Here is a 20225-nt window from a genome sequence, read left to right on the forward strand (position 1 = left end):
GCCAACTGTGAGGGTGAAGACGGTATTGTGGCTGTTTACGCCGGTTGCGGTCAGAATGGTTTCGCCGTTCTCGTTTGTCGTCGTGGCATAGCTCAACGCTTCCTGCACGCCGCGGCCATTGACGTTGTAAATGGCTTTCAAACTTTCCGGCGCATCAAAGGAAACGGATGCAACGCCGTCGGCGCCTGCGGTGAACAGCGCGCCGGCGGCGCCGGTCACTGACTTAGCATCGGCCACGTCACCGGTTCCGCCGTTGTTGCCCAAGAACGCCGTCTGCGCTTCGTCGTCCAGCACCGTTTCGGCCGTGACTATGTTGGCGACAGGGACGTCGTCGTTGACGCCGATCGTCAGCGAACCGGTTGCCGTGTCACCGTCGCCGTCCGTCGTCGTGAAGCCGATCGTGAGCGGCAGGTTTTCTTCCGAAGCACCGGCGGTCGTGTGTACCAGCGGAGCGGAGAGATCGAACTTGTAGCTGCCGTCNGCAGGTTTTCTTCCGAAGCACCGGCGGTCGTGTGTACCAGCGGAGCGGAGAGATCGAACTTGTAGCTGCCGTCGGCGCCAACTGTGAGGGTGAAGACGGTATTGTGGCTGTTTACGCCGGTTGCGGTCAGAATGGTTTCGCCGTTCTCGTTTGTGGTCGTCGTATAGCTCAAAGCTTCCTGAACGCCGTGGCCACCGACATTGTAGATGGCCTTGGTTCCCTCGGGCGTGGTGAACGAAACGGATGCGACGCCGTCGGCACCGGCCGTGAACAGCGCGCCGGCAGCGCCGGTCACTGACTTAGCATCGGCCACGTCACCGGTTCCGCCGTTGTTGCCAGGGAAGGCCGTCTGCGCTTCATCGTCCAACCCGGTTTGAGTGGTGAGGATGCTTGCCGTCGGCGTGTCGTCGTTGATGGTAACAGTGAGCGAACCGGTTGCAGTGTCACCGTCGCCGTCCGTCGTGGTGAAGCCGATCGTGAGCGGCAAGTTTTCTTCGGAGGTGCCAGCCGTCGGGTGAACCAGCGGAGCGGAGAGATCGAACTGATAGCTGCCGTCAGCGCCGACCGTCAGGGTGAAGACGACGGCGTGAGTGTCGACGCCGGTGGCCGTCAGGACGGTTTCGCCGTTCTCGCCGGTGGTCGTCGTATAGCTCAAAGCTTCCTGAAAGCCGTGGCCGTCGACATTGTAGATTGCCTTGGTTCCCTCGGGCGTGGTGAACGAAACGGATGCGACGCCGTCGGCACCGGCCGTGAACAGCGCGCCGGCAGCGCCGGTCACCGACTTCGCATCGGCCACGTCACCGGTTCCGCCGTTGTTGCCCAAGAACGCCGTCTGCGCTTCGTCGTCCGACACGGTTTGAGTGGTGACGATGCTTGCCGTCGGCGTGTCGTCGTTGATGGTGACAGTGAGCGAACCCTTCGCGGTGTCGTTGTCGCCGTCGGTGACTATGTAGTTGATCGCCAGGGAGAGATCATCCTCGGCCGTGTCGCTGTCGGAATGAACGAGCGGCGCGCTGACGGTGAATTCGTAGGAGCCATCGGCATGAACGACGAGGGTTGCGACAGTCTGGCCGCTGGTGCCGCCGGTCGCCGTGAACGTCGTATCCGTGCCACTGATCGAAGGCTTGCCCCACTGGACGGATTCCGTGTGCGCGAAACCATCCTGACCCTGGTAGATGGCGCTGAAGCTCGTCTGTTCGCCGAGCACGATGCTCTTGAAACCGTCGGCGCCGGGCGTGAAGAGCGAGCCTGCGCCGCCGCTGAAAGTGGTAACGGTTCCTGCGTCGCCTTCGCCGCCGGCATTGCCGGGGAAGATCTCCTGCAGGTCGTCGTTGATGACGGCTTCGTTTGCGGTCTCGTTGCCGTTCGGTACGTCGTCGTTGATGGTGACCGTGAAGCTCGTACCAACGGTATCCCCGTCGGCGTCGCTGGCAGTGACGCCGAACGAGAGGTCGATCTGCGTGTCCTGCGATTGCGTTTCACCTTGCGGATGGTCGATGCTGGTCAGCAGCTGGAAGCTGTAGGCGCCGTGCGCGGCCTTCGGATCGAGCGTGACGACGAAGACGTCGATGCGGCCTTCGCCGGATTCAGGGCCCGTATAGGCCGTCAGCGTGTGGCCGTTGCCGGAGATTTCGTAGTGGATTGCCGCACCGTGCGACGTCAGGCCTCCGGGGGCGTTCTGCGCGTCGAACGTCAGGTCGCGGTTGACGCCGTGGTCGGCGCCCCAGTCGACGCCGAGCGAAATGCTGCCAGTGATTGCAGGGCTCTCGCTGCCGAGGAGACCCGCTTCGCTAACCGTGCTGTTGTCCGTGGCGTCGCCGAGATCGATGCTTGGACCATCGTCATTGATATCGATCGAGGCGATGCCGGTCGCGGAATCGCCGTCCTTGTCGGTGACGGTGTAGCTGAACTGCAGGCGAAGCGTGTCGGCAGCACCGGTCTGGCCCAGATCTGGATGATCGAGCGGGCCGGACTGGGTGAAGGTGAAAGCGCCGGTTTCGATGTTGGTGACCTTGAGGACGAAGACGGGCGTGTCGCTGCCTTCGACCGTACCGGTGATCGTCAGGCCATCGGCCGAAACGGTGACGGTGACGGGCCTGCCGCCGGAGGTCAGGCCGTTCGGCACGCCGGTCGTGCTACCTTCTTCGTCGATATTCGTCGTGCCCACAAAGGCAATGCCGGTGATGACGCCGACATCCTCACCGCCGTCGAAGCCGAACTGGCCGTTGACAGTCTGCTCTTCGAAGCCGCCCTCGCCGTTTGCCGTTTCTGTGAGCGTCAGAGGCTGCGTCCCAGAGATCACCACCGGGACGTCGTCGAACAATTCCGGGCCATTGTCGGGGGTCGCATCCGGCTGCTGCGTATCCGCCAGAAGCTGCGCCAGTTCGGTCGGGGCGCCGCGATCCTGCTGGATCGTGTCCTGGAATTCGGCGCCGGAACTCGGCGCTGCCGGAGTTGCGGTATCCCCGCCATCCGGACCAGCCGCGACGTTGATGTTGCTGTCGTTCAGCGCCGCAATCACCGTGTCGCGCGGCAGCTCGACGTCGCCGAGCATGAAGGCCGGGACATGTAGGGCGCCGTTGACGATGACGATTTCCGTTCCGTCGGCCTGGACGAGCACCAGGTTGCTGCCCTCGATGCGGATGTCGTCGAGCGAGACACCGGCCGGAAGGTGAGCGATGTTGTTCTGATCCGGAACGACCTGGTTCGGGCTGCCACTGGGAGGTGCGGGCGGAACGTTCTCGACGCGGTCAGTCTTCGGGGTCTGTTCGCTGCTCTGCGCCTGGGCGAGCTCGACGCGCTCAATTTCGGCCGGCTTTGCTTCGTCGTATCCTGCGGCTTCGCGAATGTCCGAAAGAAATTCGTGCGGCGCGTTTTCGCCATCGACGTTCGAAATGCGCAGATCTTCTTCGATAGACATTGACGGTACCCCAAATGAACAACTGGGGTGCAATCAATTACGCGGACGTCCCGATTGCAATACTTCCTTAACCACGCAGATATAGCCGATTATGCATCCCCCCAAAAATGTTCAGGAAGGGTTAACCCTGCGGGGCAGTTTTCGGGCCGGAACGATAAAATTTGAATAAAATTAAGCGATTAGCAGCACAGGCTTTACCCTCAAAAGTAAGTGGCGGCCCGTTTCAACGAGCCGCCACCGGTCATTTTCAATATTTCGATTCGCCGTTTCAGTGACTGGATCAGCGGCCCGGCGCCACGAGGCAGAAGAAGGCGCCCTGCGGGTCCGTCGCATTGATGATCCAACTGCCGCCGGGCACTTCCATGGGACCGACGACTATCTTACCGCCGCCCGCATTGACGCGTTCGATGGCGCTGTCGATCGCAGGCACGTTGAAGTAATAGCCCCAATAGCACATCGGCACATTGGCAGGTTTGGTCATCATGCCGCCGATCTGCTTTCCGTGTTCGGCGAAGATGCGATAGGCGCCCATCTCGCCCATGTCGAAATCGTGGTCCTTGGTCCAGCCGAATATCTTCGAATAGAAGGCGAAGGCTTCCTCCATATCGCCGCCCATCAGTTCGTGCCAGCCGATATGGCCGGGCGCATTCATGGGCAGTTCCGGCTGCGGGTTTTCCATCGGCAGCGGCGTCATGATGCCGAGGACGGCGCCATGCGGGTCGGCAACGATGGCGAAGCGGCCGATCGTCGGGATATCTTCGGGTGGGCGGCGCACCTGGCCGCCGTTTGCCTCGTAATCCTTCGCCGTCTGGTCGACGTCGTCAACGCAGACATAGCCCGTCCAATTCGGCGGAATGCCCTGCCCTTCGAGTTCGGCCGGGAACGTCATCATGCCGGCAACGCCGCGGCCGTCCGCCTCGAAGATGGTGTAGGGAGGCATCTCCCCTATCGTCATCTCCTTGGTCGTCCAGCCGACGACCGAGCCGTAGAATTTTGCAGCTGCCGCGGTATCGGGCGTCATCAGTTCGCACCAGATGAATTTTCCATGTGTATCGGAAGCCATGATCTTTTTCCTTTTCGTGCGTGTGAGGTCGGGCTTGGTCCGGAATCACGGCTTGCGCGTGTAATGCGCCTCCATGAACTGCTTCCAACTGCCGTCCGGCTGCTTGGCCGCCGAGTTGAACGTGCGGTGATCGTCGTCGATGAAGATGATCTGCTCGCGGTAATCCTGTTCGGCGCCTTTGTTCTCGAAATCGGGGCCGCGGGTGTAGAGGCTGAGCACCTTGCCGTCCGGCGAGGCGTCGCCCTCATAGACCCACAGATGGTCCATCATCGAGCCGATCCACGTACCGACATATTTACCCTTGGTGGCATTGTAGCCGAGGGTGAGCATGGTGGTGGCGGCACCTCCGCCCGGCATTTCGCCGTTGCCTTCGGCCACGAACCAGATGCCGTGCAGCGACCGCACGATCTCCGTCCATTGCTGGTCACCGCTCATTTCGGGCGCGGTGACATCCCATACGCCCACCAGCTTTTCGAGGAAGCGATGCTCCTCCAGCACTTGTGCTTTTTCCATCATCCTTCTCCCTTGGGTGATGTTCGCAGGTTTCAGTGACGGGATTGCGTCTTCGGAGCATCCTCGTATTCGTCGTGGCGCTTGACGAAATCCATCGTGCCGTTTTCGTTTCGGCCTTTCGGCGCGCGGTCGAGGATCATCAACGTGCCGATCAACTCCTCCGGCCCACGAGCGTAGCTAGAGTAGGTGTGGAAGATTTCACCCTTCTCGTTCTTGTAAAAGGAGCTGATGCCCGGCAGTTCATCATGGGCCTCGGCGGGATCGATCGCCGTGAAATTATAGAAGACCTTGTCCTTGGCGAGATCTTCCTTGGTGAAGGAGACGTGGTAGTCGAAATTGAAATCGCTGCCGAAGGACGATACCCAGGGGAATTTCCAGCCCATGCGCTTCTTGTAGGCCTCGATCTTGGCAAGCGGCGCGCGCGAAACCGCGACCCAGGTGACGTCGTGATGGTTGAGATGCGGCAGCGCGCCATCCACGTGGTCTGAGAGGAACGAGCAACCGGGGCAGCCGGCCTCCCAATCGGGACCAAGCATGAAGTGGTAGATCATCAGTTGACTGCGGCCGTCGAAGAGATCGGAAAGGCTTTTCTTTCCCTGTGGCGTGTCGAAGACATAGTCCTTGTCGACCTTGACCCAGGGCATGGCCAGGCGCTCGGCATTGATCCTGTCTCTGAGATGCGTTTCTTCTTTCTCCTTCAGAAGAAGCGCACGGCGGGCTTCGAGCCATTGTTCACGGGAAACGACTTGATTCTGCATCGCTTGCGCCCTCCTCCGGCGCCGCCGGCTCGAACCGGCATTCGTTTTCATTCACTTGACTAAATACATTGATATCAATAGAGATAGAGCATGTCAAACGTGATAGAAATTCCCCTTTCGACGACACTGCTGGTGCGGGACACCTGCCTGTGCCTGCATGTTCAGCGCGCCGCTCGGGCGCTTGCGCGGCTCTTCGACGATGCACTTCGTCCGGTTGGGCTCACCAACGGGCAGTTCTCGCTGATGATGTCGCTCAACCGGCCGGAGCCGCCGCCGATGGGTCCGGTCGCCAATCTTCTCGCCATGGATCAGACGACGCTGACGGCGGCGCTGAAGCCGCTGCAGCGCCGTGGCTGGGTAAATGTAACGCAAAATCCGAAAGACAAGCGGGGGCGGCTGCTCAGCCTGACGCCGGAAGGCAAAGCGGTGCTCACCGCGGCACTGCCAATCTGGAAACGGACGCATGCGGCGCTGGACGAGATGCTGCCGGACGGCAGCGGCGACCGGCTGAGAAGCGATCTGCGGGCGCTGGCGTAATCAGCGGGTAATGCGCTGATCGTTGCCGAAATCGCCCCTGGCGAAGCCGATCCGCATCTTCGGAAACTCGCACAGCGCCTGAACGCCTGTTGCTGAAAGCCGGATGCGCCACGTCTGACGCTCGACCGGCTCGCGGGCGCTGAAGGCTCTCGCCGTCAGGAGCGCGATATTCTTGCCGTGGTGCGGATCCCGGACGGATTCGTAAAGGATCGCCTCAGTGCCGATCGCGCGGGCAGAATCGGCAAGCGCCTGGCAGGGTTCGTAGTTCAGCGGATCGGTCCATGCCGGGCGGTCGCGGTTCAGCGGCGGCTCGGTCAGATCGAGCGCGGCCTTCGTCGCGACGAGAGCGGCAAAGGCGGTGTATTCGGCCGCATTCGCAGGCAGCGGCGTTTCAGGCGAATCCGCGAAAAAGAGCAGGCGATAGAAGGCCATCTCGGCGAGCGCCGTCTCCACCTTTTCGGAAGCGTAGAAGACACCGAGCGTGCGCCCGGCCCTGCGGAAGCGCGAGCCGTGCGGATAGACGGCACCGTAGCGGAACGGCGTGGCGAGCAGATAATCGAGACCGGCGCATTCCGGCGGCAGCGCCGGCTTGCTTTCCTCAAGGAGTGTCTCGAGCAGTGCCTGCTCCTCCAGCGTATCGACGAGCTTCAGCGTGGAGATATGATGCTGCGCCTCCACCAATCGCCAGAAACCGCCGGAGGCCGCGCAGGTTTCAGACGAGAGCGCGGCGGGCGTCCAGATAGGCAAGGACATCGGTTAATCCGGAAATGCTGACGATCTTTTCGAGCGGTGCGGCGCCGAGCACCCCGTTGGCATTGCGCAGCCATTGCCTTGCAACCGCCTCGTCGCCACCAACGATCGCGTCCAGCGAGCGAAAGAGGCGGACAAGCAGGACCGCCAGCTCAAAGGACTTGCTGCCGCGCTCCAGCAAGTGATCCTGCCGCTTCATGCGCGAGACGGTGGCTTCCGACACGCCGAGAACGGCAGCGAGCACACGGGCACTGATGCCAAGCCGATCCGCGGCACTGACTGCCGCCTTGGTGATCACCGCGGCTTCGGAGGTCCTGCGGCTGTCCTGAAGGTGCAACGCGGTCATCGGCATATCCTTTCCGTGGAAACAATATAGCGAATTTATTTCAGATGAAAAGACGGCGGCTTGTTTCTTCGCCCGGCGGGGAGAAGTGCGGGGAGGCGATGAGGGGTTAGCGGCGCAGAGCGAACGTCTGAGCGAAACAAGGGCCGCGTTTGCCGCGCCGCCCCCTCATCTGTCCTGACGGACATCTTCTCCCCCGTGGGGAGAAGGGGAAGCTCGATTTAAGCCACCGTGACCGGAACTTCGGTCGAGGTGCGCATCGCGTGGCTGTAGGGGCAGACGATGTGGGCGGCGGCGGCGAGCTTTTCAGCCTCGGCCTTATCCAGGCCAGGAATATTGACGGTGAGCGCCACTTCGATGCCGAAGCCCGTACCGTCTTCGCGCGGGCCGATGCCGACCTTGGCGGAAACCGTGGTGTCTTCCGGAATCTTGACCTTCTGCTGGCCCGCGACAAATTTCAGGGCACCGAGGAAGCATGCGGAATAGCCGGCGGCAAAAAGCTGTTCGGGATTGGTGCCCGTTGCGCCGTCGCCGCCGAGTTCTTTCGGAACCGTCAAGGTCACGTCGAGAACGCCGTTTTCCGAAACGGCGCGGCCTGCGCGGCCACCGGTGGCGGAAGCTTTGGTCGTATAGAGAATGGGCATGTCTGTCTCCTTTGCGTTGGGGTTGGATTTCGTATATTGCACAATTAAATTGTACGCAAGTGAATTTTGCAAATTGCATTCGGAATCTGAAAAGAGGAGAATTGCACCTCAAAGGAACAGGATCATGAAAGCGCAGATGGCAAAGACGATGGAAATCCCGGAAGAGGAAAAGCGCCTGGAAAAGCAGCTCTGTTTCGCGGTCTATGCGACGGCGCATGCCTTCACGCGCGCCTACAAGCCGATCCTCGACAAGGTGGGCCTCACCTATCCGCAATATCTGGTGATGCTCGTGCTCTGGGAAAAAGCCGAACTGCCGGTAAAGACGATCGGCGAGCAGCTCGACCTCGATTCGGGCACGCTCTCACCGCTGCTCAAGCGGCTGGAGCAGACCGGGCTGATCAAACGCACCCGGGACGCACGCGACGAGCGGCAGGTGATCGTTTCGTTGACGCCGAAGGGCCGGTCGATGAAGAGCGAGGCGGGAACGATCATGGCCGCCATCGGCCAGGCGGCCGGTTGTACGCTCGACGAGATGGCGGAAATCCGCGGAGCCTTGCAGAAGCTGCGCGGGAACCTGAATGCAGCGGTGTGAGAAATCGCCCGCGCCTTTAAGCGCGGGCATTGGCAGAAAAGGCCTACTCGGCAGCCTGATAGGCAGGGGCGCGCAGCGGTGATGTCCGCGGGCCGAGGGCGGCGAGAATTACGACCGCTACCGCAAGCAGCGCCGTGAAGGCTACGCCTGCCACATACGGATCCCAGCCGAAGGACGGTGCCGCACCGAAGACCGCCGAAGCGGCTGCTAGCACGATGCCGCCGCCGATCTGGAAGGCGGCAAAGAGCATGCCAGAGGCCAGGCCCGATTTGTCTTCCTCGACATCAGCGAGTGCTGCGACCTGCACGGAGGGATAGGTCAGCGCGTAACCAAGGCCGAGCGGGATCTGCGATAGGACGACGAGCAGGATCGGATTGATGTGGCCGACGGCCGCGACCCACAGGACGTAGCTTGCTGCCTGCAGCGCAACGCCGAGCGCCATGAGACTCGTGGTGCCGCGGCTCTGCGCGATCGCGGCAAAACGCGGAGCCAGGAACATGACGAAGACGCCGCCTAAAGCGAAGCAGAAGCCGGTGGCGAAGGCCGACCAGCCGAGTTCGTTCTGATAATAGAGCGTCGCGATGAACTGAAAGCCGACATAGACGCCCTGAAAGAGTGCGGCGACGGCATTGGCATGGCTGAGTCTTGCCCGGCGGAACATGGCAAGCGGCACCATCGGATCGGCATGCCGCGCCTCGACGGCAAGGAAGAGCAGGATGAGGACGGCTGCTGCAGCCAGCGCGCCCCAGGTGGGAAAGGCACTCCAGCCCTCGGCTGCGGCGTTGGTGATCCCGAAGACGAAGAGCAGCAGGCCGGGGGTGATGGTCAAGGCGCCTGCCCAGTCGAAGCGCGGGCGGGCTTCACCACGGCGTTCGTCGGCAGGCAGGACGAAGGGCGCGATCGCAAGCGTGAGGATCGCCACCGGAGCGCCCATGACGAGCGTCGCCCGCCAAGTGAAGATGGTGGCCGCACCGCCGAGCACCATGCCGAGCACGAAGCCGGCGGCGCCGGTGGAGGAGAAGACGCCGAGCGCCTTGGCGCGGGCGCTGCCCTCCCCGAAGACGGACAGCAGAAGCGCCAAAGCGGCCGGTGCGGTGAAGGCGGCGGCGATGCCCTTGACCAGACGGGCGGCAATCAATGTCGGCCCGCTGTCGACGAAGCCGCCCGCGATACTCGCAGCCGCGAAGACGGCAAGCGACCAGAGAAAGACGCGGCGATGGCCGAAGACGTCTGCAACGCGGCCGCCAAGCAACAAGAAGCCGCCATAGCCGAGAACATAGGCGCTGACGGCCCATTGCAGCGAGGTCGCCGGCATGCCGAGTTCGGCCTGGATGGCGGGAAGTGCGACGCCGATGGTCGAAACGTCCATGGCGTCAAGGAAATTGGCGGCGCAAAGCAACAGCAATGCCAGCCCCGCCCCGTTTCGAGATTTTGTGAGAGTCATCGAGATCGTTCCTTTTGCTGCCGCGAGGTTGGGAGGAGGAGCGGCAGAGGAACGAGAAAATGTACAGCTCCAAACACTATTGCAAATTGATAGTAACCATGTCAGGTATTACTGATAATGATGAATGACGCGATCCTTCGGAAAATCGACCTGAACCTCCTGCTCGCCTTTTCGGTGCTGATGCAGGAGCGCAATGTCAGCCGCGCAGCCGAGCGGTTGCTGTTGGGCCAGCCGGGACTTTCGGCGGCGCTGCGGCGGCTGCGCGAAGCGCTCGACGACGAATTGTTCGTCCGCGTCGGGCGCGGCCTGCAGCCGACGCCGAGGGCGCTCGCCATCGCGCCGGCAATCGAGGATGCGCTTTCCGGCATCGAGCGGGCCATCCGTCCGCCCGCCGCCTTCGACCCCGCCAGCTGGAAGGGCGAGTTCCGCATCGGCCTGTGCGACAATCTCGAATCGGCCTTCTTCGGCCCGCTTGCCGCGCGCCTGCGCGAACTGGCGCCCGGCGCCCGGCTGGTGGGCGTTGCCTTCCACAAACGCGAAGCTGCACGCCTGCTCGACGAGGGGGCTTATGATTTCAGCGTCTCGATCCACGATGAGCCCGCCTCCTGGCATATCCGCGAGCCGCTCTTCGACCAGCGCTCGATCTCGATCTACGATCCGAACCAGCTCCGGCTGAAGACGCCGATGAGTATCGAGGACTTCACGCAGGTAGATCATGTCGGCGTGTCGTTCGAAGGCAGCAACAGCTCGACCAATGTCGACGTCGCCCTTGCCCGCCTCGGCCACAGCCGGCAGGTGGTGGCAACGGTGCCGCGTTTTTCCGCCCTGCCGACGGCGCTGCAAGCCATGCCGGCGATCGCCACGATCCCGGAATCGATTGCGCGCTGCATGGCCAAGTTGCACGGGCTAACGGTCTCGGTACCACCGATCCCGCTGCCGGCCGAACCGGTGACAATGCTCTACCGGCGCGTCGACCGGGCAGATGGACGTTCCGTCTGGTTCCGGCGCCTTTTCCTCGAGGTCGCCAGCGCCGCCCTCGAAGCATCGGGCTGCAGCGTGGATATTTCCAGGGCCGCCGCCTAGCTGCGCAGCCACCAGAAGCCTCTTCTTCTCCTTGAAATATAAAGCCTTTTCCGTAATTCACGAAATGTGTTTGGAATATTGAGGAACGTGAGTTAAAACGTTTGCGCGACGTGATTTGGGGCTGGACGATCACAAGAGGAGGCACCGGCCATTGAGGGCGCGATACGCATTGGGCAAATCCATCTCCGGGATTCTCTTCGCCGGATTGGCTGCGACAGGGTGCACGACGGCCGCCAAGGCGCCGACACCGTCAACACGCACTTCTTCAATCGTAAAACCTACCGCAGCCAAAGTGACCTACAATTACACTGCGCGTGACCGCGACTGCCTGAAGCGCGCGATGTATTTCGAATCCGAGCACGCGGATCGCGATGGCTATATGGCCGTCGGAACCGTCGTGATGAACCGGCTCACCTCACCCGCCTATCCCGACACGATTTGCGAGGTCGTAGCGCAGGAAAGGCAGTTCGCCCCCGGCGTCATGACCAGGACCGTTGACGCGACTGCCGGACCGGAACTCGATTCCGCCGTGGACGGCATTTTGCGCGGGCAACGGCATCCCGGCGTGCAGAACGCGATGTTCTTCCACACCGAGGGCCTGAAATTCCCCTATCGCAACATGCATTATGTCGTGGAAGCGGGCGGCAATGTCTTCTACGAAAAGCGCGGCAGGGATGGAGCGTTGCAAACGCCGGCACCGCTGCCTGCCTATGAAGTGGCGATGAACTACGTTTCCGACCCGCGGCTATCTGGCTCGGTCCAGTTCGCAGGCGTGCAGCCGTTTACGACGTCCGCACAAATCGACGTGCTGCTGCCGGAGAAGGGGCCAATCCCGAAAGCCATGCCCGATGTGGCGGCCACGCTCGCACCGGACTCCACCACGACCTCCGCAATTCCGGCCGCCGCTCCGGCGGCCCCAGATATCGTCATGCCGCCTGAAGGCGCGCCTATCGCGCTGCCGACGCCGCGCCCCGCCTACAACAGCGCAGGGCTGGCTTCCGGCCATCTGCCTACGGGCGGCTGAGGAAGGGCCTCCTCCCGAGACCGGAGGAGGCCGAGGTTATTCGTCACTGCCAGACGACGACCGGCGTCTTGGGGGGGACGCGATCATAAAGGTCGATGATGTCCTGGTTCAGCAGGCGGACGCAGCCAGACGAGACAGCCTTGCCGATCGAGCGCCATTCCGGATTGCCGTGCAAGCGATAGAGCGTATCCTCGCCATTCGAGAAGATATAGAGCGCGCGGGCGCCGAGCGGGTTCAGGAGACCGGGCTCCATGCCGCCGCGTTCGATCGAATATTTGGCGAGTTCCGGCTGGCGGGCGACCATCTCGTTCGGCGGCTTCCAGCGCGGCCACTTCTGCTTCCACTGGATGACGCCGCTGCCGGACCAGGCAAAGCCTTCGCGGCCGATGCCGACGCCGTAGCGCATCGCCGTGCCGCCCGGCTGGACGAGATAGAGGAAACGCGACGGCGTATCGACGACGATCGTGCCGGGGCGCTCGCCCGTCGGGTCGATGACCTGCTGGCGATAATAGCGCGGGTCGATCTCCTGATACGGAATGGCGGGAATCAGGAAGCCGCCGTCCTCGATGGGACCGTATATCACGTCAAGCTCGGCATCCGAGGGAGCGGGCGTCGTTTGGAAAGGGCGTGGAAAACGGAAACCGGCGGGCTGGACGCTCGGTGCCGACGTTGAGGCGCAGCCGGCGAGCGCGGAGGCCGCCGTCAAAGCCGAAAAAGAGAGAAAGCTGCGGCGGGAGAGAGATTTTTCGAGACTCATGCGCGGGACGGATTTCCTTCTGTCGCGGGGATGGCCGTCATACAGCACCCCGGTTGGTTCATTCAACGCCGGTGACGGGCAGAAATCTATCTGCCGCCGCCAAATAAACCATCCCTTCACGCAGTCGTGTCCCCGTGCGGGCGGACGATATCGCCTGCCCTGTTGCGCGGCTACATCACAACGATCTCGGCCTTTGCCGGAACGCGGTCGTAGAGATCGACGACGTCCTGATTCAGCATGCGCACGCAGCCCGACGAAGTCGCCTTGCCGATCGACTGCCAATCCGGTGTGCCGTGCACGCGATAGAGCGTATCCTGGCCATCCTTGAAGATGTACATGGCGCGAGCGCCGAGCGGATTTCCAAGGCCCGGGTTCATGCCGCCGTTCTCGGCCGCGAAGGGGCGGATATCCGGCTGGCGCGACACCATTTCGTCAGTCGGCGTCCAGCGCGGCCATTTCTGCTTCCATTGGATGATGCCGCGGCCCGACCAGGCGAAGCCCTCGCGGCCGATGCCGACGCCGTAGCGGATCGCCTTGCCGTTCGGCTCGACTAGGTAGAGATGGCGGGCTCGGGTATCGACGATGACCGTGCCCGGCCTTTCCTGCGTCGGGTAGTCGACTTCCTGACGGAGATATTCGGAGCTCACGCGGCTAACCGGAATGGCAGGCAAACGAAAATCGCCATCGCGAAGCTCACCGTACAGGGCGGCGTTTACCGGATTGGTGACCGGCAGGCCGTAGGTCCGACTATAATTCGCACCCGGCAGACCGTAGGTCTGATTATACAGCGTTGGCGGCTCGATATCGCGCCTCTGCGGCACCGGCGTATCCACCGCCTTGACGCGCATCGGGTCGACACCGGGTGGACTATAGAAGACCGGCGACGTCTCCTGCACGAAGCGGGCCGGATCGGTCGCGCCCGTATCTGGGATCAGGATGTTGCAGCCATTTAGGCCGAGGGCCGCCACGGCAAGGCCCGCAAAGGGGAACACCCGGCGCGAAAATTCCATAAACCCACCCTTTATCCATGGTCAGCGGAGCGATATCTGGCGGGAGGATGGCACTTGCGGCTGGCGTGAAGCTGGCGTCGGCGGCGGCCAGTTTCACGAAACGGAACATCACACGAGAACAACACCGTGGCCGTAGACGGCCGCCAGTTCTCGCACGAGCTGTGCTTCATGTTCGGTGAGCTTGCGGACATCGACAAAGCGCCAGTTGCGCTCATAGAGCGCAAAGGCTTCCTTTGCGGAAATGGCACATTGAGGATCGCGATCCATCAGGAGCGATTTCAGCTCCGGAAAGTCGTTCGGAATGATCTCGTCTGTCATCTGCTCAGTCATGCAGCCAATATAGTCCATCGCGTCCAAAATTGCAGTACCTTGTCAGAACATCCTGCGCTCAGGCAGACTCGCCTGAGCGCAGATAAGACACTCTAATTTCAACAGCCGCCGTGGGTTCCGGTTCCGATAGCGTCGTAGCTGCTTATACCGGCAACGGCTTGCCGGCCTGCTCGCTGACGATGTACTCGGCGTACCAGTTCGGCCAGCCCTCATCGTGCTCGCCCGTCAGCTTCTCGTGCTCGCCATGCGCGGCTGCCGCACGCTGGAGCGCGGCTGAAAGCTCCGTTGGCGAGGTGAAAGTCGTGGCGTCCGCATCCACGCGCCCGGGCAATCGGGCGGTGATCTCCTGGAGCAGCCAGCCGTTGCCGTCCGGATCGCTGAACGAGGCGAACGAGCGGTAGCTACGATGTTCGGGATCCCGGCCGCTGAGCCGGAGCCGCCCGAACAGGTAGGGTTCGTCCGTGCCGGCATACAGGCCGCCAGCATCGTGGAACACCTCGCTGATCTCGACGCCGCGATCAAGGAGCTGGTTGCGGGCTGCCTCGATGTCGGAGACGATCAGGTAGAGGCCCTGAGCGGAGCCTGGCGCTGCTGCGGTGACGTTTTTGCCGAAGATGACCGAGCCATTGGAGCCCGGCGGCGTGAACTGAATCACTCGGTAATCATCGCCGGAGGCGTAGTCGGCGTCGAGCCGCCACCCGAGGTTCGCGTAGAACTCCTTGGCACGATCCACGTCCAAAACGGGGATGACGACAATCTCGAGCTTCATGTCGATGGTCGGAACTCTCGGGGTCTCTATTACAGTTTCGCTATGCACCTGGGTATTGCTCATGTCGAGCTCCTTCGGTTTGGGTGCTTTTGAGAGTGGCGAAAAATGCAAAGCGAGTGGAACACAGCGCAGGCGCGCAGTCGAATCAATTATCCTCCGGCTTTGGCGGGCTCAGGCCGCCACACTGCGGAAAAAGCGGATGCTTTGCTCAATCTCGGCAGGAAGCGCCGAGGTGTGGTTGCCGGCGGCCGTATCCGCCTCGATGTGGATGCCGACGGCACGGGCGCGGCGGGCAAGCAGGCCGGCACGATCGTTGAAATGATCCTCTTCCGTGCCGTGAACGACGCGCACCGGGCATTTGAAGCTCTGTGCGTAGCAGAGCGCCGAGCGAACCTCGAATTCATGCCTGTTGCCCTCATCGAAGCGGATGTCCTGCGGATAGCGGTTGAAGAAGCGGAAGGCGTCCGGATTGCCGGAAATCGGCGCGGCGGCGCGGAAACGGTGCGTACTCATGGCGGCAAGCATGGTCAACGTGCCGCCGATGCTGTGGCCAGCGACAAACAGCCGGTTCGGATCGACGCCGGGCAGGTGCGCCAGCCGGTCGGCGGCGGCAAGAACGTCGTCCACCTCGTCATAGAAGCCGGAAAAATTGCCCATCTGGCCATTTTCGCCACGGACGGATGGCATCAGCACCACGAAACCTCCATCGGCATAGGGCTTCAAGAGTTGCCACTGGCCGACCCCCATGGCATTGCCGCCATGAAGGAAAAGCACGCCAGGCTTTGCGTGGCGCCCGCGTTTGTATTTGCTGATCCAAGCGGCCAGTTCGAGCTCGCCGCCGGCGTGGGAGCGGTAGAATATCTGCTCGCCGTCCGGTGGTGCGGCCAAGGCCTCGTATTTGTCCGGCGCAGGACCTTTTTGAAGCAGCCTGGTGCGGAAACGGTGGCGGACCTTGGCATAGTCGCGGGCGATCAGGCGCGGCTGATCAGGAACATTAAAGGCGGAGGCTGCGTGGGGCAGCACGAGAGCGCCTGCGATACCGGCGAGTACAGCGCGGCGTTGGTGAAAAAAGGCATTTCGATCGTCAAAGGACATGACACAGCACCCAACAACCCCCGGGGCATTCAAATATCTGCACCGGAACGCGGCTGCGGCCAATACACATTGCGTTGAACATCCGGCCCTGCGTCATTGTCGCGCAGGCAGCGCTATTCAATGGCTTTCGCGTCTATCATCGCGACCAGCGTTTCAAGGCGGTCGGCCTCGTAGGACGGTTTGTCGGGGCGCAGCCGGGAGATGCGCGGAAAGCGCATTGCGACGCCTGACTTGTGCCGCGTCGAGCGATTGATGCCTTCGAAGGCGACCTCGATGACAAAGCCGAAATCCCGGTCGGCCCGCACGGCACGCACCGGGCCGAAGCGCTCGGTCGTGTTGTTGCGGACGAACTTGTCGAGCAGTTCCAACTCCTGGTCGGTGAAGCCGAAATAGGCCTTGCCGACGGGCACCAGCTGTTCGCCGTCCGGCGTCTCTGTCCAGACGCCGAAGGTGAAATCGGAATAGTAGCTCGAGCGCTTCCCGTGGCCGCGCTGGGCATACATCAGGACCGCGTCGACGTTGTAAGGATTGCGCTTCCACTTGAACCACGGCCCCTTCATGCGGCCCGCTTGATAAATGCTGTCGCGGCGCTTGATCATCACGCCCTCGATGACCGGATCAGGCGGAGAAGCCCGCAGGTCGTCCAGTTCCTTCCATGTGGAAAAGGCGACGAGTGGCGAAAGGTCGAAACGATCGTGCGGCGCCTGCTCGATGATTTCCGAAAGCCGGTCGCGGCGGTCGATGAAGCTGTTGCCGCGAATATCCTCCTCGCCGTCGAACAATAGGTCGTAGGCTCGGATGAAGGCCGGATATTCCTCCAGCGTCTTCACTGTCACCGTCTTGCGGTTCAGGCGCTGCTGGAGGTCGGAAAAAGTTCTCGTCGGGCTGTTCGAGCGCGCCGTGCCGCCGACGAGCAGTTCGCCGTCGATTACGCCGTTGAAGCTGATCGATTCCAGAATGTCCGGGAAGGCATTGGAGATATCGTCGCCGGAGCGCGAATAGATCTTGCGCGTTTCGCCGGAGCGGGAAAGCTGCACGCGGATGCCGTCCCATTTCCATTCCGCCGCGTAATCCGCCGGATCGAGCTTGGCAAGATCGTTCTCCTCCACGGGATGGGCGAGCATGACGGAGTGGAAGATCGCCGGCGTCGCCAGCACGGGCTTGCCGCCCCTGCCCTCCAGCCATTCGAAGAGCGATTCATAGGGCGGCTCCAGACCGTGCCACAGGGTCTCGATCTCGGTCACGTCCTTGCCGCCGAGATCGGCCAGCGCCTGCTTGGCAAGCCGCGCCGAGACGCCGATGCGCATGGCGCCGGTGGCAAGCTTGATGAAAGCGAAGCGGCCGGAGGGATCCAGGCGGTCCAGCGTATCGCGGACGAAGCTGCGGACTTCGGTGCGCCCGAGCGAATTCATGCGCGTGACAACCTCGCCGAGGCGCGGCTGGACGAAAGCAGAGCGCTCGACGTCCCTTTCATTGTCCCACACGAGCGAGATTGTCTCGGCGAGGTCGCCGACATAGTCGTAGGAGTAACGGAACAGCACCTCGTCCATGCGCTCGAGCACGAGATCGCGAAGCATGGCAGGCTTGACGTTGCGCACTTCGAGCGTGCCTGCGATCGCGGCAAGGCCGTAGCCGCGGTCCGGGTCGGGTGTGCCGCGGAAGTAGTCGGTCAAGAGCTTCAGCTTGCCGTTGCGGCTGGGCGTCAGGACGAGACGGTCTAGGAGGTCGGCGAAGGGTTTCATGGAGCCGCTCCAGCGGGTTCTGAAAACCCCTCCACAACCCCTCCCCACAAAGGGATGCGGCTCAGCTGCCGCGCCCACCGCACACCATTCGCAGCGACGCAGCGCGAGGCAGCGCGGTATTGGAGCAGGAGGGAGCCGCGTCCTTGCCCCTCCCCCTTGTGGATTGGGGAGGGGCCTTCAGAAATAATCCAGCACATTCCTCAATCCCCCTCATCCTCATAGCCCACCAAATGCAACGGCCTCGCCTTGATGCCCCGCAGCTCGCACCAGCGGACCAGGGCCTCTTCGCGGCCGTGGGTGACCCAGACTTCGGCGGGGGAAAGTTCCGTGATCGTCTCAGTGAGTTCCGGCCAGTCGCAATGATCGGAAATCACCAGGGGAAGCTCGACGCCCTGCTGCTTGGCGCGCTGGCGCACCATCATCCAGCCGGAGGCGAAGGCCGGGAGCGGTTCGTTAAAACGGCGCGCCCAGCGGTCGGCAAAGGCTGACGATGGCCCGACGACGACTGCTCCCTTGAAGACGGATTTGTCGCGGCTTTCAATGGTTGCAGGCCGCAAGTCGCCGAGATCGATACCCTGCCCGGCGTAGTAGTCGCAGAGCTGCTCCATGGCGCCGTGGATATAGATCGGCTCGCCGTAACCGGCATCCCGCAGCAAGCGGATGACGCGTTGCGCCTTTCCGAGCGCATAGGCGCCGATCAGATGCGTGCGCTCCGGAAACTGCCGGAGCGAGGCAAGCACCTTGCCGATCTCCCCCATCGGATCAGGATGGTGAAACACCGGCAGCCCGAAGGTCGCTTCGGTGATGAAGACGTCGCAGGGCACCGGTTCATAGGCGGCGCAGGTCGGATCCGGGCGGCGCTTGTAATCGCCGGAAACGACGATGCGCGTGCCGTTCTTCTCGACGGCGATCTGGGCGGAGCCGAGGACATGGCCTGCCGGATGGAAGCTTACCTTGACGCCGTTCAAATCCAGCTCTTCGCCGAAACTGACGGCTTGCTCGCTGCCGGAGAACCCGTCGCCACAACGCAGACGCATGATGTCGAGCGTCTGGCGGGTGGCGAGAACATGCCGGTGGCCCGGGCGGGCATGATCGGAATGGCCGTGGGTGACGAGCGCCCGCTCCACCGGCCGCACCGGATCGACATAGAATCCCCCCTCGGGGCAATAAAGCCCTTCGGGAGCCGGAAAAAGCAGAGCATCGGGTCGCATCATGAGACGGAAGATAGCGGGAAACCGGCCAAGAGCCAGTAGCTTACTGCAATTCCATCGGCCTGCCGCCGTGCTGCTCCGTGCCGCAGATCGACCCGAATCTCGCTCTAGCGATTCGCCACATTCGTTTGAAGGAAACCGATTTGAAAAAGAAATTGCGTTTTGGCATAGCGGCAATCGCTGTCTTCGTCGCAGCCGTTTATCTGAACAATACCGATTTTTTGGCATCGCACCGGGATGGTAAGCCGGTGCTGCTGGCGCATCGCGGAATCGCGCAACGTTTCGACGAACGGGATTTGACGAACGACACCTGCACGGCGGCGCGTATGCTGCCGCCGAAGCACGACTATCTGGAAAATACCATCCGCTCGATGCAGGCGGGATTCGATGCGGGCGCGGACATCGTCGAGGTCGATGTTCATCCGACGACGGACGGGCAATTCGCGATCTTCCACGACTGGACGCTCGATTGCCGCACGAACGGGCACGGCGTCACCCGCGAGCACTCGATGGCGGAGATGAAGGCGCTCGATATCGGCTATGGCTATACGGCCGACGGCGGAAAGACCTTTCCTTTCCGCGGCACCGGCGTTGGCCAGATGCCGACGCTTGCCGAAATGCTTCAGACGTTTCCGGACAGGCGGCTGCTGATCAACGTCAAAAGCCGGGATCCAATCCGAGGGCGAGAAACTGGCCGCCGTCCTCAATGCCCTGCCAGCCGAGCGCCGGGAACTGATCATGGTTTATGGCGGCGACTTGCCGATCGATGCGGTGAGGCGGCTGGCGCCGGATATCCGGACGGCATCGCGAACGAGCCTCAAATCCTGCCTGCTCGGCTACATCGGCTACGGCTGGACGGGCATCCTGCCGGAAGCCTGCAGGAACACGATGATGCTCGTGCCGGTCAATATCGCGTCGTGGCTCTGGGGCTGGCCGGACCGTTTCCTCAACCGCATGGAGGGTGGAAACAGCTTGGTCTTCGCACTCGGCCGCTATCGCGGTGGCGATTTTTCGACGGGAATCGACACGCCGGAGCTGCTGGCAAAGCTGCCTGACGATTATTCCGGCGGCATCTGGACAAACGAGATCGAGGCGATCGGTAAGCTAAGGGGAAATTAGGCTGCGCAAGATACTTCGCGGCAAGGATTTTGTGCCAGAA

At 62.3% G+C, this 20225-nt stretch carries 20 protein-coding genes and 1 pseudogene; 5 read left to right on the plus strand and 16 right to left on the minus strand.

Annotation, left to right across the window (positions count from 1 at the left end; all coding sequences use genetic code 11):
* From BN1800_RS12145 to BN1800_RS12165, 5 genes are all read right to left on the minus strand, one after another.
* Window positions 1-294: hypothetical protein (locus BN1800_RS12145; RefSeq protein ID WP_143533960.1), on the minus strand; the 294-nt coding region annotated here is incomplete at its 3' end.
* Between the two features lie 53 nt (window positions 295-347).
* Complete coding sequence (locus tag BN1800_RS12150; protein ID WP_086997772.1) at window positions 348-3401, minus strand: T1SS-143 repeat domain-containing protein; 3054 nt, start codon at window positions 3399-3401, stop codon at window positions 348-350.
* A gap of 280 nt (window positions 3402-3681) precedes the next feature.
* Window positions 3682-4464 carry a VOC family protein gene (locus tag BN1800_RS12155; RefSeq protein WP_086997776.1) on the minus strand — a complete coding sequence of 261 codons (783 nt, stop codon included), beginning with the start codon at window positions 4462-4464 and terminating at the stop codon, window positions 3682-3684.
* A 45-nt stretch (window positions 4465-4509) separates the two neighbouring features.
* Window positions 4510-4980 carry a DUF1579 domain-containing protein gene (locus BN1800_RS12160; RefSeq protein WP_037140636.1) on the minus strand — a complete coding sequence of 157 codons (471 nt, stop codon included), beginning with the start codon at window positions 4978-4980 and terminating at the stop codon, window positions 4510-4512.
* 29 nt (window positions 4981-5009) lie between these two features.
* On the minus strand, window positions 5010-5735 hold the full coding sequence (locus tag BN1800_RS12165; RefSeq protein ID WP_086997780.1) for a DUF899 domain-containing protein: 726 nt from the start codon (window positions 5733-5735) through the stop codon (window positions 5010-5012).
* A 90-nt stretch (window positions 5736-5825) separates the two neighbouring features.
* Between BN1800_RS12165 and BN1800_RS12170 the strand changes: the two genes are divergently transcribed.
* A complete protein-coding gene (locus tag BN1800_RS12170) occupies window positions 5826-6272 on the plus strand; it encodes a MarR family winged helix-turn-helix transcriptional regulator (RefSeq protein WP_027507622.1) in 447 nt (148 codons plus the stop codon).
* Here the strand turns inward: BN1800_RS12170 and BN1800_RS12175 are convergent, their stop codons facing one another.
* From BN1800_RS12175 to BN1800_RS12185, 3 genes are all read right to left on the minus strand, one after another.
* A complete protein-coding gene (locus tag BN1800_RS12175) occupies window positions 6273-7025 on the minus strand; it encodes an RES family NAD+ phosphorylase (protein WP_086997784.1) in 753 nt (250 codons plus the stop codon).
* Window positions 6985-7368, minus strand: a complete 384-nt coding sequence (locus BN1800_RS12180) for an antitoxin Xre-like helix-turn-helix domain-containing protein (RefSeq protein ID WP_086998087.1) — start codon at window positions 7366-7368, stop codon at window positions 6985-6987. Before BN1800_RS12180 ends, BN1800_RS12175 begins: the two co-directional genes overlap by 41 nt.
* Window positions 7369-7586: 218 nt before the next feature.
* Window positions 7587-8009 (minus strand): organic hydroperoxide resistance protein, encoded by a 423-nt coding sequence (locus BN1800_RS12185; RefSeq protein ID WP_027507625.1) that lies wholly within the window; start codon window positions 8007-8009, stop codon window positions 7587-7589.
* 124 nt (window positions 8010-8133) lie between these two features.
* Here BN1800_RS12185 and BN1800_RS12190 point away from each other — a divergent pair, with 124 nt between their 5' ends.
* Complete coding sequence (locus BN1800_RS12190; protein ID WP_027507626.1) at window positions 8134-8601, plus strand: MarR family winged helix-turn-helix transcriptional regulator; 468 nt, start codon at window positions 8134-8136, stop codon at window positions 8599-8601.
* A 43-nt stretch (window positions 8602-8644) separates the two neighbouring features.
* On the opposite strand, the gene BN1800_RS12195 is transcribed toward BN1800_RS12190, so the two are convergent.
* Window positions 8645-10045: an MFS transporter gene (locus tag BN1800_RS12195; RefSeq protein WP_086997786.1), complete on the minus strand. Its 1401-nt coding sequence runs from the start codon at window positions 10043-10045 to the stop codon at window positions 8645-8647.
* A gap of 117 nt (window positions 10046-10162) precedes the next feature.
* On the opposite strand from BN1800_RS12195, the gene BN1800_RS12200 reads away from it, so the two are divergent.
* Window positions 10163-11128: a LysR family transcriptional regulator gene (locus BN1800_RS12200; RefSeq protein WP_086997788.1), complete on the plus strand. Its 966-nt coding sequence runs from the start codon at window positions 10163-10165 to the stop codon at window positions 11126-11128.
* A 151-nt stretch (window positions 11129-11279) separates the two neighbouring features.
* Complete coding sequence (locus BN1800_RS12205) at window positions 11280-12152, plus strand: cell wall hydrolase (protein ID WP_086997790.1); 873 nt, start codon at window positions 11280-11282, stop codon at window positions 12150-12152.
* 43 nt (window positions 12153-12195) lie between these two features.
* Here BN1800_RS12205 and BN1800_RS12210 read toward each other — a convergent pair whose 3' ends face one another.
* The 7 genes from BN1800_RS12210 to BN1800_RS12240 form a co-directional block, all read right to left on the minus strand.
* Window positions 12196-12909 (minus strand): L,D-transpeptidase, encoded by a 714-nt coding sequence (locus BN1800_RS12210; RefSeq protein ID WP_027507629.1) that lies wholly within the window; start codon window positions 12907-12909, stop codon window positions 12196-12198.
* Window positions 12910-13079: 170 nt separating this feature from the next.
* The gene (locus BN1800_RS12215; RefSeq protein ID WP_086997793.1) at window positions 13080-13919 is read right to left on the minus strand and encodes a L,D-transpeptidase; all 840 of its coding nucleotides are present in this window, start codon (window positions 13917-13919) and stop codon (window positions 13080-13082) included.
* Between the two features lie 108 nt (window positions 13920-14027).
* Window positions 14028-14249: a hypothetical protein gene (locus BN1800_RS12220; RefSeq protein ID WP_027507631.1), complete on the minus strand. Its 222-nt coding sequence runs from the start codon at window positions 14247-14249 to the stop codon at window positions 14028-14030.
* Between the two features lie 142 nt (window positions 14250-14391).
* Complete coding sequence (locus BN1800_RS12225; protein ID WP_027507632.1) at window positions 14392-15081, minus strand: VOC family protein; 690 nt, start codon at window positions 15079-15081, stop codon at window positions 14392-14394.
* Between the two features lie 108 nt (window positions 15082-15189).
* Complete coding sequence (locus BN1800_RS12230; RefSeq protein ID WP_027507633.1) at window positions 15190-16113, minus strand: alpha/beta hydrolase family protein; 924 nt, start codon at window positions 16111-16113, stop codon at window positions 15190-15192.
* A 113-nt stretch (window positions 16114-16226) separates the two neighbouring features.
* Window positions 16227-17855, minus strand: a complete 1629-nt coding sequence (locus BN1800_RS12235) for a cisplatin damage response ATP-dependent DNA ligase (protein ID WP_086997796.1) — start codon at window positions 17853-17855, stop codon at window positions 16227-16229.
* A gap of 200 nt (window positions 17856-18055) precedes the next feature.
* Window positions 18056-19066: a ligase-associated DNA damage response exonuclease gene (locus BN1800_RS12240; protein WP_086998090.1), complete on the minus strand. Its 1011-nt coding sequence runs from the start codon at window positions 19064-19066 to the stop codon at window positions 18056-18058.
* A 143-nt stretch (window positions 19067-19209) separates the two neighbouring features.
* Between BN1800_RS12240 and BN1800_RS12245 the strand changes: the two are divergent.
* Window positions 19210-20185, plus strand: a pseudogene (locus tag BN1800_RS12245) (glycerophosphodiester phosphodiesterase family protein).
* Window positions 20186-20225 lie beyond the last annotated feature (40 nt).

Source organism: Rhizobium sullae (genome assembly GCF_900169785.1).
Classification (GTDB): Bacteria; Pseudomonadota; Alphaproteobacteria; order Rhizobiales; family Rhizobiaceae; genus Rhizobium; species Rhizobium sullae.